Below are 13,198 nucleotides of genomic sequence, written 5' to 3' on the forward strand. Positions count from 1 at the left end.
TCACGTCGCGACTCCTGATTGATTGGTTTGGGGTGCGTCCACAATTGGAACGGAATTTCCAGCGGCCATTTGAAGAAGCGTGGATTCGGTTGCCTCAGCGGCTGCGATGTCTCCCATGAGGCGACCGTCGTGGACGACAAGGATGCGGGTCGAGAGAGAGACCAGTTCGGGAAAATCGGATGACACTACGAGGATGGCCATTCCCTCGGCTGCCCGACGCAAAAGTTCCGTGTGGATTTGGAATTTGGCTCCGACATCGACCCCTTTTGTGGGCTCCTCAATGATCAGAAGAGCTGGCGCGCGTTTGAGCCACTTGGCCAACATAATCTTTTGCTGATTGCCCCCTGAGAGATCACCAACAAGTTCGTTAATCCCGCTAGTTTTGACACTGAATGCGTCAATGGCTGTTTGGCTGGCTGCTTTGATCGAGCCCGAACGCATGAACCCAGCAGACGCATGATCGGAAAGACTGGCCGCGATCAGGTTGTCGCTGAGTGATTGTTCCAGAAAGAGGCCTTCAGTCTTGCGTTCCTCGGGAACAAACCCGACCCCAGCACGCATCGCCTGCCGCAAGGACGCAAAGTTAACAGGCTTGCCGTGCAGTCTGATCTCCCCGGTCGCGCCATGCATCAACCCGACAATCGATCGAACAATCTCGCTGCGGCGAGCGCCCATCAACCCTGCCATCCCTACAATCTCTCCGGCTTTAATGGAGAAAGAAATGTCTTCGAATTCATCTGGATGGGTTAATTCTTGGACATGCAAAACCTCTTCGCCGTTAACCTTACCTGACCGCGTGACATCACCGGGGTGAGCGCCGCCGATCATCTCGGCGACGACTTGTTCCTGAGAAGTTTCCGAAACCGGTAAAGTGCTGATGTGGCGCCCATCTCGCAAAACGGTAATGCGATCCGAGATCTGGAAAATCTCGGCCATATGGTGGCTGACATAGACGATGCCAATCCCTTTCTTTGTCAGGGACTTTAGGACTTCGAATAGTGCGTCTACTTCGTCGGGTGCCAATGCTGATGTCGGTTCATCCAGCAAAAGGACGCGGGAATTCAACGACAGCGCCTTGGCGATTTCAACAATCTGGCGGGAGCTTATTGGCAAGTTTTCCACGGGTGTTGAGACGTCGATATCCAGACCGAATTCCGCCAGTAACGCCTCCGCACGGCGGCGCAGTTCAGGCCAGTCAACTACGCCAAACCGGGTGGGTACGCGCCCCGCGTAGATGTTTTCCGCAACAGAGAGCGCGCCAGCGAGGCTGAGTTCTTGAAAAACACAGCCGATGCCCAAGGATTGCGCGTGTGATGGGCTTTCGACTCGCTTTTCCTTTCCGTCGCACAGGATACGCCCAGCAGAAGGTTGGTGAAGTCCATAAAACAGGCCGAGACAAGTGGATTTTCCGGCGCCGTTTTCCCCGCATAGCGCGTGAACTTCGCCGGGTCTCAATTCAAAGTCGACGCCATCCAAAACAATGTTCGTGCCGAAGCTTTTGCCAACCCGATCCAGCTGGATCAGTGGCTGTAGCCCCGGTGAGTCAGGTTTCATTGCTGGCGTCATACAAGCTTCCTCCCGCCTTTTGATTGGCATCTGATATCTCAGATGTCAACTGAAAAAGAAAAGACCGTGAGGTGCCCAAAAGAAAGGGGCGGCGCCGTTTTGGCCGGCCCCCGTCACAACGAAGCTACGTTTTTGCTAGGATGCGGTCGCTCCTTCGAGGACGATGGCGGCGCTTTTGTAGGCTTGTCTGGTGCGGTCAATATGCGCAGTGAGAAGAGATTTGATTTTGGCCATGTCGCCTTCGCGAACGGCAATAGCGATTTTCGAATGCTCATCGAAGGAGAGCTCAGTATGCTGTGGCAGCTTCGCCAAATGGGTTCGCAATGCGGCAATCTTACCGATGTAGCGTGTATAGCTGGCCGTCAGGTAGTCGTTACCTGCATGTTCAAAAATCAATTGATGAAATGTGGTATCCAGTGAAAGGTAGCCCTTTTCATTACCTCGCCTGCGTTCTTTCTCCATGTCCTTCACGACACGCTGCATGTCGCCGGCAAGACCTTCCGGATTCCGCAACAACGCAAGTTCAAAGGCGGCAGTTTCGATAGCCTGTCTGAAATCGCAGATCTGAGTCACTTCCGGCTCAGACAGCGAAAAAACACGTGCGCCTTTTTGAGGCTCGATACTGACCAACCCTTCGTCACGTAGTTGAGCGAGTGCTTCGCGGACTGGCGATTTCGATACGCCCAGCTCTTCGGAGATTTTTCGCTCCGACAAAACCTGGCCCATTTTCAGGGAGCCATCGATAATACTATTCCGCAAATGTTCCAGTGCGAGTTCACGCAAAGACTTGGGTCTCTCAAGCGCCATCTGAGGATATCTCCAAAAAAAGGTGTTGCCAGATGCAAGATATCTGATACACCAGATTAGGCAAGCTGGTATATCAGATATCAGAATGTACTAGGGAGAACCAAAAGTGCGCGCAGAGTTGGTCGTCGATTGTAAGAACCAGCACGGGGAAGGGATTTTCTGGAATCCCGCCGATGGTCTTGTCTGGTGGACCGACATTGAAGGTTGTGCGCTTTGGTCATTTGATGCTGCAACGTCAGACACCGCCTCTCATGAGATGCCGGAGCGTGTGTGTTGCTTCGCGCCGCGCGCGTCTGGCGGTCTGATTGTTGCTTATGCTGATCGAGTTGTCTTGTTCGAGTCGCCCAATAGCGAGGAAACCCTCGTGGCACGATTCGAGCCGAACAATCCGGAGACACGGCTGAACGACGGGCGAACCGATCGCCAGGGGCGATTGATTGTTGGAGGCATGAACGAAGTCACTGGTAAGGCCGATTCGTCAGTCATCTGCGTCGATAAAGACTTGAGTGTGCGGACGATTATCGAAGGAGTGTCTTGCGCCAATTCGACTTGCTTTACATCCGACGGTGAGACGATGTTCTTCGCGGATACTCCGGATCGGGAAATCGTCGCATTTGATTACGACACCCGCAGTGGAACCGTTTCGAACCGTCGGCGGCACGCTTCTTTCAATGATGAGCCCGGCTTGCCTGATGGGTCCTGTGTCGATGCCGAAGGGGGCGTCTGGAACGCCGAATGGGAAGGCCATCGCGTTGTTCGCGTCGCACCTGATGGCACGATAGATCGCGTGATCGAGGTGCCGGTCTGGAAGCCCACCTGTTGCGCTTTCGGTGGCCCTGATCTCGACACGCTGTTCATCACGACCTCAAGGCTGATGAGTGACGAAGCAGCTTTAACAAAAGAACCGGAATCCGGCGGCCTCTTTGCTGCGAAACCCGGCGTTCGTGGCGTGATCGACGCGCCATTCAAAGGATAACAAACGAAATTCTGGAGGAGAAAACTATGTTGAAAACGCTTATGACCACTACGCTTGCCGCGGGGTTCGCCACGCTGGCAGCGGTCGCTCTGGCGGAAAATTATCCAACACCGGTTCCACTTGAGGACGGGGCACAAGCGCCAATCGATGCAATAGAACCCAAGAACGATACGTTCCGGATCGCGTATATGCCGCCGGCGACCGAGTTCAACTACTACATCGCCATCGGTGAAGGCATCAAAGCGGTTGCTGCTGAGGCCGGGGTCGAAGTCTTCATGCTTGCGCCCCAGTCCGGTGCGGACATCAACGGCCAAATGGGAATGATCCAAGATGTGCTGACGCAGGATGTGGATGCAATCATCTTTGGGACACACGACGAATTTGCTGCCGCACCACTGCTAAAGCAGGCAGTAGACAAGGGCATGGCAGTTCTGATGATCAATTCGGACATCCCGAACTTCCCGACACCAATTCATGGCGTTGTCGGGTACTCTCAGCGTAACGGCACGCATGCTATCGCTGATTGGGCCATTGAAACTTATGGTGATCAACCGATGAAGGTCGGCATTATCGAAGGGCAGCCTGGCTATCACTCGACCGAACGTGTGGGCGGCTTCCTCGACGGTATCGAGGGCAATGATAACTTCGACGTTGTGGTATCCATTGATGGTAAATGGAACGTTGAAGGCGGCAACACTGCTGGTATGGATATCCTGCAGTCGAACCCCGATCTCGACATGATCTTTGCGGCGAACGACTACATGATCATTGGGGCATCATTTGCTGCAAAAGCACTTGGCCGCAATGATATCGTCCTTTTGGGCAATGATGGTGACACGTCTGGCCTTGAAGAAATCGCGGCTGGCAACATCACGGCAACCGTCAACACCTCGCCATTCTTAATGGGTAAAGCCGCCATGCACGCAACCATTGATGCGCTCAACGGGTCCTATCCCGGCGGCTGGATCGAAACGCCCACATCGATTGAAGACAAAGACGGTGCGATCAGCGTGCTGCAAGAGCCAGAAAAGCTCTTCCCGCAGCCGTCCAAAGAGTACTGAACTTTCTCCCCGCTTCCCGGTGGCGCGTGCGCGTGCTGCCGGGTCGCAATTCAACCGAGATCCCCTTTTATCGAGGCAATCGCAATGACACCCGCAACGCCCCTTTGGGAGTTTGTCGATATCACCAAGGCCTATCCTGGAGTTTTGGCGAATGACAAGGTCTGCATCCGGCTTATGCCCGGTTCCATTCATGGGCTGCTGGGTGAAAACGGCTGTGGTAAGTCGACTATGATCAAGACACTGTCCGGCGTGCAGCAACCCGATAGCGGTCAAATCCTGCACAATGGCAAGCCGGTCACGATCAGCGATCCGCAGGCGGCACGTGAACTTGGTGTCGCAACAGTTTTTCAGGAATTCTCGATCGTGCCCACCTTGTCGGTTGGCGAAAACATCTTCCTTGGCAATATGCCTCGGTCCCGCTTTGGCGTGATCGACTGGGCCAAGGTCCACAACGAAGCCGCGCGCGTTTTGGCGGAAATGGATGTCGATGTTTCTCCCGAAACAATCACCGGCTCGCTATCGGTAGGCGAGCAACAACTGGTCGAGATCGCGAAAGCCGTCGCGATGGACGCCCGCATGATCATCCTGGATGAGCCGACGGCGGCATTGGGTGAAGATGAAATTGAACGCCTGCACCAGTTACTGCGCAATATGCGTGAACGCGGAACCGCTATTCTCTATGTGTCGCACAGGCTGGATGAGGTTGAACGGATCGTTGATGAAGTGACGATCTTGCGCAACGGCTGTGTTGTGCGAGCGAGTGGCGAGACCAAGATCAACGTCTCTGAGATTGTCAGCGCAATGGTCGGTGAGGACATTGGTGAGCACTATCCCAAGGAGCAGAACGCGACCAAGGATGTTGTGCTGGAAGCGGCAGGTCTGAGCACCAATTCGGGCGTGAAAGATGTATCGTTTTCGTTGCACCAGGGTGAAGTTCTGGGCTTGGGTGGCGTATTGGGCAGTGGCCGCACAGAGATTGCCCGCGCCCTGTTCGGAACAGACGAGCTAACAGGCGGACAGATAAGACTAAATGGCAAACCGGTTCGCTTTCGTCGGGAAATTGATGCGATCCGTGCGGGCTTGGCTCTTGTCCCAGAGAATCGAAAGTTTGACGGGTTGTTCTTCAATTTCCGCGCAAGCGGGAACGTCACCGCAGCGTCCCTTGGCGGGCTAAGCCGGTTCGGCGTGTTGAACCTTAAGGCGGAAGAGCAAGCTACCCATGACCTGATCCGCGATCTGGAAATCTCGACCCAGGCCGAGGAAAAGACGGTCAACTTTTTGTCTGGTGGCAATCAGCAGAAGATTGTTATTGCGCGTTGGCTGTTTTCAGCCTCGGACATTCTGATCCTTGATGAGCCGACGCAGGGGATCGATATCGGCGCGAAAATCGCTGTTTACAAGCTGATTAACAGGCTCACGCGGGCGGGAAAATCGATCATTCTAATCAGTTCAGACCATGATGAGTTGCTTGCGATGAGCGATCGGATTGCCGTCGTGCAGCACGGAACGATAGTGCGAACGGTCGATGCATCCGACCTTACGCATGACGATCTTGTTCGCGCGTCCGCCGACACCCCCCAATCCAAGCCTAAGGAGGCTTTCGCATGAAGCGGATCTTTGACACCCAGTTGATCGGGCCATTCGCAGCAATGGTGATTGTCGCACTGATCGTGGCCCTTACGACCGAACGCTTCCTGAACCCGGGCAACCTTTCTAACCTTTCGCTACAGGTAAGCATCGTGGCCTTGATCGCAATCGGGTCTACTATCGTGATCTTCGCTGCGGGCATCGATCTGAGTTCCGGGTCTATGGTGGCTTTGCTGACCATGATCCTTGCGCAAATGTTGAAATTTGTCGGCATTCCACTGGTTCTGGCGCTACCCCTCATACTCTTCATGGGCGGATTGCTTGGTCTGTTCATTGGGCTGATAACAGCCTACGGGCGTATCCCGTCGTTTATCACGACATTGGCGGCGTTGATTGCCTTCAGGGGCCTTGCCCTGACCTTCAACAATGGGTCTCCGATCTTCTCGCTGGATCCGGCGTTAGAGCCAATCTTCTACGGCAAGCTGTTCGGCGTTCCGATGCCTTTCTTCTACCTCGTATTTTTCTACGTCCTTGCTGCGTTCACCATGAACTTCACGAAACTTGGGCGTGAGATCTATGCCGTGGGTGGTAACCCAGCCGCTGCCGTTCTGACGGGTATCAACGTACGTAAAGTTCAGACGACGACATTTGTCATCGCTGGTTTCATGACGGCTGTTGGTGCGATCCTGATGTCAGCGCGCCTCAACTCTGGTTCGCCAAACTATGGCCAGACGCTGGAACTGCAGGCCATTGCCGCTGCTGTTGTCGGCGGAGCCAGCCTTGCAGGCGGTCGTGGCAACATCCTCGCCACGCTGATGGGGGCGATGACAATCGTTATCGTCCAGAATGGTTTGAACCTGAACGCTGCGCCATCTTCGGTTCAGAACATCGTGTTGGGCCTGATCATTCTGTTGGCCGTCGGCATAGACATGTGGCGTGCAGAGATTTCGGGCTTGATGGGTCGAATGTTCGGTCGCCCTTCATCGCAGCAATCATCTAACGTTAAGAAGGAGGCCTGAGATGGATCTGGGGCTCAAAAATAAGTTGGTTCTGGTGACTGGCTCAGGTTCCGGCATCGGCAAAGCCACTGCCCGGGTTTACTTGGAAGAAGGCGCGCGGGTCATCGTGCATGGCCTGACCGAGGCGGAAGTGTCCGACTGCGTCGACGACCTGTCATCTCTGGGCAAGGTCGAAGGCATTGCGGCCGACTTAACCAAAACCACTGATGCGGAAACTCTGGCAGAGTTTGCTCGTGCGCGCGGTGCGGTGGACGTTCTTGTGAATAATGTTGGCATCTTTTCGGTCAAACCGTTCGAGGATCTCACGGATGACGACTGGATGCATTACTTCAACATCAATGTCCTGTCCGCCGTTCGGATGAGCCGGATTTTCCTGCCTGACATGCTCGGCCGGGATAAGGGATCCATCATCAACATGGCCAGCGAAGCGGCAGTGAAACCACTACCTCAGATGGTGCATTATTCTGTCACTAAAACTGCCATGTTAGGTCTGACACGTGGCATGGCAGAATTGACAAAGGGGACAAAAGTCCGGGTTAACTCGATCCTGCCTGGTCCAACCTGGACCGAAGGTGTCGAGGCCTATTTTGACGGCCTCGCCGATCAAAAGGGTGAGCCGCTCGACACGATCGTCGACAATTACTTCAAATCAGATGAGCCCACATCGCTCATACAACGCTTTGTCCAACCAGACGAAGTCGCCCGCATGATCGTCACGATCTCAGCAAGCACGGCCTCCAATGGTTCTGCGCACCGGATCGAAGGCGGCATCGTTCGCAACATTCTTTAACTTCTAACTGGAGGAGCCCTACATGGCCGCTCTCACTTTCTCTCACATCGGCATCACAGTTCCCGACCTGGAAAAAGCCGTGGAGTTTTATTCCAAGGCATTCGGCCTCTACGTGCTGATGGAACCAACTGAAATCCTGCATGACGAAAGCGCCATCGGTCAGATGTGCGACGATGTATTTGGGGAAGGTTGGGGAAGCTTCCGCATCGCGCATTTGTCGATGGGCGACGGTGTTGGCATCGAATTGTTTGAGTTCCCGAAGACCGTCGAAGAAGAACGCCCGTTTGAATATTGGCGGCGTGGCTTGTTTCATTTCTGCGTACAGGACGAGGATCTGGAAGGCCGCGTCAAGGTTATCGAAGACCTGGGCGGGCGCCAGCGCATGAGCCAAGTGCGCAAGTATTACCCAGGTGAAAAGCCCTATCGCATGGTCTATATGGAAGACCCTTTTGGCAACATTTTCGAGCTCTACAGCCACTCGTACGAATTGACCTATTCGGCGGGTGCTTATGACTGATCGCGCCGCCTTTCCCCCCAGAACGGACAAACCCAAGGTCGTGATCACCGATTACGACTTTGGTGATGTTGCCGTTGAGACGGAAATCCTGGAAGCCGCAGGAGCCGAGGTGATTGCGCTTCAGGCCAAGCGTCAGGAAGACCTGTTCGATGTCGCGCCGCATTGCGCAGCGATGATGAACCAATATGCCCGGATCGGGAAAGAAACGATCACGCGGATGCGAAACTGCGAGGTCATCGCGCGCTATGGCGTAGGCGTGGATATCGTGGATGTCGGCACGGCGACGGAAAAAGGTATCCTCGTCACCAATGTGCAAAACTATTGCACCGAGGAGGTCGCCGATCATGCGATTGCCCTTTGGCTGACCCTGGCGCGCAAGTTGCCTGACTATGATCGGGCCACTCATGCAGGGATCTGGAAATGGCAAAGCGGGCAGCCGGTCTACCGTTTGCGCGGGCGGACGATGGGTGTCGTCTCGCTGGGTAAAATCGGGCAAGCCATCGTGGCGCGGGCGCAATCTTTCGGGGTTACGGTCATCGCCTACGACCCGTATTTGCCAAGAGAAGTCGCGGCAAAGATTGGGGTCGAGCTGGTGAGCAAGCCCGAATTGCTGGCAAGGTCCGACTATATCCTGATGCAGGCACCGATGACGCCGAACACGCATCACTTTTTGTCGGATGCCGAATTCTCGGTCATGAAACCCGGTGCGATACTCGTGAACACCGGACGCGGACCAACGGTCGACAACAAAGCCCTATTCCGGGCGCTGACCGAAGGCCATCTGGCCGCTGCAGGGCTCGACGACCCCGAAGAAGAGCCGGCCAAGCGCGCCAACTGGACGCCTGATGACAACCCGTTGTTCACGCTGCCCAACGTCCTCGTAACGCCACATGCGGCCTACTATTCCGAGGAATCCATACACGCAGCGCGGGTCACCGCGGCCACTCAGGTGGCCAAGGTCCTGACAGGGCAAAACCCCGACTATACCGTCAATGCCGACGCATTGGCCGTATCTACCGCATAACAGGAGACAAGAATGCCAGACGTCAGCACGGACCTCAGGGTTTTCAATGATTTTGAAAGAAACCCGGAACTTCTCAAAAAATTCGACAAGGTGTTGGAGGCGTACTCTGCCGCTGCCATTTTTGCGGATGTGCAGTACCGAACAGGCGTGATGGACAGCGCCATCAAACCCGCCTTCCGCGCCAAGGTGACAGGCCAGGCCGTGACGGTTCAGCTTTCAAAAGGCGACCTGGTCGACCCATTGCGAGCGCTTGAAATGGGACAACCCGGGGACGTGATCGTTGTGGACGCGGGTGGAGATCGTCAAACGTCGGTCTGCGGCGGTTTGATGGGTGGTCTGGCCAAGAACCGTGGCATTCGCGGTATGATCGTCGATGGTACCGGGCGTGACACAGATGAGTTGGAAGACATCAACTGGCCGATTTGGACGCGCGCGATCACGCCGCGCGGAACGCACACGATGTTCTCGGAACGTAAAGAAGAACTTTCGATCAATGTACCAATCGCCTGTGGGGGCGTCGTGGTAAACCCCGGAGATTTCATTGTAGCTGATCTTATGGGCGTCGTCGTGGTTCCACAGGAAATTGCCGAAGAAACCGTGCGCCTTGCTCAAGAGCAAGCTGACCGTGAGGAGGAAACCCGTAAATGGGTGGCCCAAGGCAAAACCGTTGAGGATCTGCTAAATGAATTCGGTCGCATCTGAGCCAGCGCTGATCGGCGTAGATTGGGGCACTTCATCGTTTCGTGCATTTCTAATTGGTGCGGAGGGCGACGTGATCGATGGGGTCTCGTCGCCTGAAGGTATCATGCAGGTTGCGGGACAAACCTTTGAGGCGGTCCTTGATCGTCTCATCGGCCCTTGGGTCGCCAAGGCTAACCTGCCGATCCTGGCATCTGGCATGATCACCAGCCGCAATGGCTGGGTAGAAACGCAATATGCTGAAATGCCGCTGGGTGCTGGCGGTCTTGCGCGAGCGTTGGTCCCGCATGAAGCGGCCAACGGAGCGCGTATTCATTTTGTGACAGGTGCTTCGACAGAACATGCTGGAGGACCGGACGTGATGCGCGGCGAGGAAACCCAGATCATCGGGGCATCTTCGCTAGGCTTGAGCGAAGGTATGTTCGTGATGCCGGGAACGCACAGCAAATGGGTTCAGGTTGCCGACGGGAAGATCGTGGATTTCTCGACTTACATGACAGGTGAGATCTTTTCGGCGCTGAAAGAACACACGATCCTTGGCACCTTGATGAAGGAGGACGCCTTCAGCGAAGGCGCATTCGTGATGGGCGTCAAGGCGGGTCTCAGTGGCGAGTCGAACCTGCTGCACAGCCTGTTTCATGTTCGGACGCTTCCTCTCATGGGCAAAATCCCAAAGGTTGCCACGGCCGACTATTTGTCGGGCTTGTTGATCGGGACCGAGGTTGCTGCCGCGACCGGCGAAGTAAAAGACGTCGGCACGATCACTGTTGTTGGACGTAGCGACTTGTCCGACCGATACGAAATAGCGCTTCGAACTGCTGGTTTCGACAGCCGTCGCGCGCCAGATGATATCGTTGCGAAAGGGCATTTTCTGATTGCTCGCGCTGCGGGGTTGGTTGGATGATTGACCTCACCGCAGCTCTTGCCGAGAACCCGCTGATTGCGATTTTGCGGGGGCTGGCACCAGAAAATGCGCGCCCGGTGTCTGATGTACTCTTCGATGCCGGGTTTCGGATAATCGAAGTGCCACTCAACTCACCGGACCCGCTGGAATCGATAGGGCAGATCGCCGTAAATCATGGCGCTCAGACCATCGTCGGCGCTGGCACAGTGTTGACTACGGATCAGGTCGCGGCGGTCGCAGATGCAGGCGGGCGGATCATCGTGTCGCCCAATATGAACCCGGACGTCGGGCGCGCGGCCGTCGCGCGGGATCTGTATTGGTGTCCAGGTGTCATGACCCCCTCCGAGGCCTTTACGGCGTTGGATATCGGAGCATCGGTCCTCAAATTCTTTCCGGCAGAAATGGTGCCACCAGCTGCCATAGCTGCCATGCGTGCCGTATTGCCTGCAGATGCAGTCATCGCTGCGGTAGGGGGCATAACGCCGGATACGATGGCGTCGTATCATGCCGTGGGTGCAGATGGATATGGGCTGGGCTCTGCACTATTCAAACCGAGCTATACATTGGATGATATCGGAAGGCGCGCGCGCGCCTTCACCAGTGTATTGGAGGAAATTGGATGAAACAGGCCCTTGTAACGGGCGGAACGCGAGGGATTGGTGCGGGTGTTGCACGGTCGTTAGCAAACGCAGGTTGGTCCGTCATTGCCGCATCCGCCTCCCAATCCGAATTGGATGCATTCGAGCCTCAGGACGGGTTAAAGGTGCAGCTCTTGGATGTCACCGACCAGACGTCCATCAATGATGTATTCGGCGAACTCACGGGTCTCGATGCCTTGGTGAACTGCGCAGGTATTCTTTTGCGTGGCGAAGAATATGACATCGACGTCTTCGCCAAGGTGCTCGATGTGAATCTGACAGGCACCATGCGCTGCTGTCTTGCCGCGCATCCATTGTTGGCTGAAGCGAGTGGGGCCATCGTCAACACCGCCTCTATGCTCAGTACCTTTGGTGGGCCTTTGGTTCCGGCGTATTCCGCTTCTAAGGGCGGCGTGGCACAGTTGACCAAGGCGCTCGCAGGTCGCTGGGCCGAAGACGGTATCCGGGTCAATGCCATCGCGCCGGGTTGGATTGAGACAGAGATGACCCAGGGCCTTCGGGAAGACCCTGAAAGAACAGCGGGGATCATGGCGCGTACGCCTATGAAACGCTGGGGGAAACCCGAAGAAGTCGGTGCGCTTGTGCAATGGCTTTTGAGTGAAAACGCCGGCTTTGTGACCGGATCAATCTATCCGGTCGATGGCGGCTATCTCGCTATGTGAGGAAAATCAATGAATGACGATGACACCGCCCGAATGCCATATCAGTTGCCGTTTCCCAAGGATGCGCAAGACGAGATCGTGATCCCGAATGCCATGAGCGAAGACGACAGGCTATGGGTTCCGCAGGCAGAGAACGTCTGGTTCCGACCGCTCTGCTTGAACCGCTCGCAAGGTTATTGGATGAACCTTCTCAAAGTGCGCAAAGCTGGTGTTCTTTCGCGGCACCGCCATCCACAGCCAGTCCACGGTTTTGTCCTGAAAGGCCGCTGGCATTATCTGGAACATGATTGGGTTGCGGAAGAGGGGGGATATGTCTTTGAGCCGCCGGGTGAGACTCATACTTTGGTCGTTCCCGACGATGTTGAAGAGATGGTCACCTATTTCCAGGTCAATGGCGTGATGTGCTATGTTGATCCGTGGGGCAAGGTCACTGGCTACGAAGATGTCTTTACCAAGATTGATCTGTGCCGAAAACATTTCGGGGAAGTCGGTCTTGGAGAAGATTACGTTGAACAATTCATCCGGTGATGCGCCGCGTTTCGCGCTTGTAGCGCATGATGCGCGAAAGGACGAAATCGTTGAATGGGTGGGTCTGCAATTGGCCCGCCTGTCCAGAGTACAAATCTTTTCGACTGGGACTACCGGTAGCCGCATTAAGCAAGCCTATCCAGAACTGGATGTGACCTGCCTGAAAAGCGGACCACTCGGAGGCGACCAACAGATCGGCGCCATGATCTGCGAAGAGAAACTGGATGCATTGATTTTCTTTGTCGACCCTCTCTCACCCATGCCACATGACGTCGACGTTAAGGCTCTGACCCGTCTCGCAACGGTATATAATCTGCCAATGGCATGTTCGCGCTCAACCGCGGATCTGATCGTCAAGGGGCTGATTGACGAGGATGACAACGCGTCTGCGTGATACGC

General features: G+C 55.3%; 15 protein-coding genes. 13 read left to right on the forward strand and 2 right to left on the reverse strand.

From position 1 onward, the window contains the following. Together ACR0AU_RS18290 and ACR0AU_RS18295 are read right to left on the reverse strand one after the other, a co-directional pair. Positions 1 to 1,554 (reverse strand): sugar ABC transporter ATP-binding protein, encoded by a 1,554-nt coding sequence (locus tag ACR0AU_RS18290; protein WP_480439434.1) that lies wholly within the window; start codon positions 1,552 to 1,554, stop codon positions 1 to 3. Between the two features lie 147 nt (positions 1,555 to 1,701). Next, on the reverse strand, positions 1,702 to 2,373 hold the full coding sequence (locus ACR0AU_RS18295) for a GntR family transcriptional regulator (RefSeq protein WP_170663106.1): 672 nt from the start codon (positions 2,371 to 2,373) through the stop codon (positions 1,702 to 1,704). A 106-nt stretch (positions 2,374 to 2,479) separates the two neighbouring features. Here ACR0AU_RS18295 and ACR0AU_RS18300 point away from each other — a divergent pair, with 106 nt between their 5' ends. The 13 genes from ACR0AU_RS18300 to ACR0AU_RS18360 all read left to right on the forward strand — a co-directional run bounded on the left by ACR0AU_RS18300 (position 2,480) and on the right by ACR0AU_RS18360 (position 13,193). Then, positions 2,480 to 3,349 carry an SMP-30/gluconolactonase/LRE family protein gene (locus ACR0AU_RS18300; protein WP_170734007.1) on the forward strand — a complete coding sequence of 290 codons (870 nt, stop codon included), beginning with the start codon at positions 2,480 to 2,482 and terminating at the stop codon, positions 3,347 to 3,349. 26 nt (positions 3,350 to 3,375) lie between these two features. After that, positions 3,376 to 4,410, forward strand: coding sequence for a sugar ABC transporter substrate-binding protein (locus ACR0AU_RS18305; protein WP_170734008.1), 1,035 nt, complete (start codon positions 3,376 to 3,378; stop codon positions 4,408 to 4,410). An 84-nt stretch (positions 4,411 to 4,494) separates the two neighbouring features. After that, entirely contained in the window at positions 4,495 to 6,018 is a 1,524-nt protein-coding gene (locus ACR0AU_RS18310; protein ID WP_353009384.1) for a sugar ABC transporter ATP-binding protein, read from the forward strand. Beyond that, positions 6,015 to 7,016 carry an ABC transporter permease gene (locus ACR0AU_RS18315; protein ID WP_170719185.1) on the forward strand — a complete coding sequence of 334 codons (1,002 nt, stop codon included), beginning with the start codon at positions 6,015 to 6,017 and terminating at the stop codon, positions 7,014 to 7,016. Before ACR0AU_RS18310 ends, ACR0AU_RS18315 begins: the two co-directional genes overlap by 4 nt. 1 nt (position 7,017) lies before the next feature. Continuing rightward, entirely contained in the window at positions 7,018 to 7,806 is a 789-nt protein-coding gene (locus ACR0AU_RS18320; RefSeq protein ID WP_050606103.1) for an SDR family NAD(P)-dependent oxidoreductase, read from the forward strand. A gap of 22 nt (positions 7,807 to 7,828) precedes the next feature. Continuing rightward, positions 7,829 to 8,323, forward strand: a complete 495-nt coding sequence (locus ACR0AU_RS18325; RefSeq protein ID WP_010437254.1) for a lactoylglutathione lyase family protein — start codon at positions 7,829 to 7,831, stop codon at positions 8,321 to 8,323. Continuing rightward, the gene (locus ACR0AU_RS18330; protein ID WP_010437255.1) at positions 8,316 to 9,347 is read left to right on the forward strand and encodes a C-terminal binding protein; all 1,032 of its coding nucleotides are present in this window, start codon (positions 8,316 to 8,318) and stop codon (positions 9,345 to 9,347) included. Before ACR0AU_RS18325 ends, ACR0AU_RS18330 begins: the two co-directional genes overlap by 8 nt. Before the next feature lie 12 nt (positions 9,348 to 9,359). Further along, on the forward strand, positions 9,360 to 10,049 hold the full coding sequence (locus ACR0AU_RS18335; protein WP_108861947.1) for an RraA family protein: 690 nt from the start codon (positions 9,360 to 9,362) through the stop codon (positions 10,047 to 10,049). Beyond that, positions 10,030 to 10,950 (forward strand): 2-dehydro-3-deoxygalactonokinase, encoded by a 921-nt coding sequence (locus ACR0AU_RS18340; protein WP_170546583.1) that lies wholly within the window; start codon positions 10,030 to 10,032, stop codon positions 10,948 to 10,950. Before ACR0AU_RS18335 ends, ACR0AU_RS18340 begins: the two co-directional genes overlap by 20 nt. Beyond that, entirely contained in the window at positions 10,947 to 11,573 is a 627-nt protein-coding gene (locus ACR0AU_RS18345; protein ID WP_480796051.1) for a 2-dehydro-3-deoxy-6-phosphogalactonate aldolase, read from the forward strand. The genes ACR0AU_RS18340 and ACR0AU_RS18345 overlap by 4 nt, the downstream gene beginning before the upstream one ends. Beyond that, a complete protein-coding gene (locus ACR0AU_RS18350) occupies positions 11,570 to 12,271 on the forward strand; it encodes an SDR family NAD(P)-dependent oxidoreductase (RefSeq protein ID WP_480796052.1) in 702 nt (233 codons plus the stop codon). The genes ACR0AU_RS18345 and ACR0AU_RS18350 overlap by 4 nt, the downstream gene beginning before the upstream one ends. Positions 12,272 to 12,280: 9 nt before the next feature. After that, positions 12,281 to 12,799, forward strand: a complete 519-nt coding sequence (locus ACR0AU_RS18355) for a 2,4'-dihydroxyacetophenone dioxygenase family protein (RefSeq protein WP_010437260.1) — start codon at positions 12,281 to 12,283, stop codon at positions 12,797 to 12,799. Continuing rightward, positions 12,780 to 13,193: a methylglyoxal synthase gene (locus tag ACR0AU_RS18360; protein WP_170588270.1), complete on the forward strand. Its 414-nt coding sequence runs from the start codon at positions 12,780 to 12,782 to the stop codon at positions 13,191 to 13,193. The genes ACR0AU_RS18355 and ACR0AU_RS18360 overlap by 20 nt, the downstream gene beginning before the upstream one ends. Positions 13,194 to 13,198: the final 5 nt, after the last annotated feature.

This window comes from Ruegeria sp. CG1 (assembly GCF_056537265.1).

Coding starts and splice junctions, on each gene's coding strand:
- ACR0AU_RS18310 (WP_353009384.1), top strand. CDS start 4,495: ATGACACCCGCAACGCCCCTTTGGGAGTTTGTCGATATCACCAAGGCC.
- ACR0AU_RS18345 (WP_480796051.1), top strand. CDS start 10,947: ATGATTGACCTCACCGCAGCTCTTGCCGAGAACCCGCTGATTGCGATT.
- ACR0AU_RS18340 (WP_170546583.1), top strand. CDS start 10,030: ATGAATTCGGTCGCATCTGAGCCAGCGCTGATCGGCGTAGATTGGGGC.
- ACR0AU_RS18330 (WP_010437255.1), top strand. CDS start 8,316: ATGACTGATCGCGCCGCCTTTCCCCCCAGAACGGACAAACCCAAGGTC.
- ACR0AU_RS18295 (WP_170663106.1), bottom strand. CDS start 2,373: ATGGCGCTTGAGAGACCCAAGTCTTTGCGTGAACTCGCACTGGAACAT.
- ACR0AU_RS18320 (WP_050606103.1), top strand. CDS start 7,018: ATGGATCTGGGGCTCAAAAATAAGTTGGTTCTGGTGACTGGCTCAGGT.
- ACR0AU_RS18350 (WP_480796052.1), top strand. CDS start 11,570: ATGAAACAGGCCCTTGTAACGGGCGGAACGCGAGGGATTGGTGCGGGT.
- ACR0AU_RS18335 (WP_108861947.1), top strand. CDS start 9,360: ATGCCAGACGTCAGCACGGACCTCAGGGTTTTCAATGATTTTGAAAGA.
- ACR0AU_RS18325 (WP_010437254.1), top strand. CDS start 7,829: ATGGCCGCTCTCACTTTCTCTCACATCGGCATCACAGTTCCCGACCTG.
- ACR0AU_RS18290 (WP_480439434.1), bottom strand. CDS start 1,554: ATGAAACCTGACTCACCGGGGCTACAGCCACTGATCCAGCTGGATCGG.
- ACR0AU_RS18305 (WP_170734008.1), top strand. CDS start 3,376: ATGTTGAAAACGCTTATGACCACTACGCTTGCCGCGGGGTTCGCCACG.
- ACR0AU_RS18355 (WP_010437260.1), top strand. CDS start 12,281: ATGAATGACGATGACACCGCCCGAATGCCATATCAGTTGCCGTTTCCC.
- ACR0AU_RS18315 (WP_170719185.1), top strand. CDS start 6,015: ATGAAGCGGATCTTTGACACCCAGTTGATCGGGCCATTCGCAGCAATG.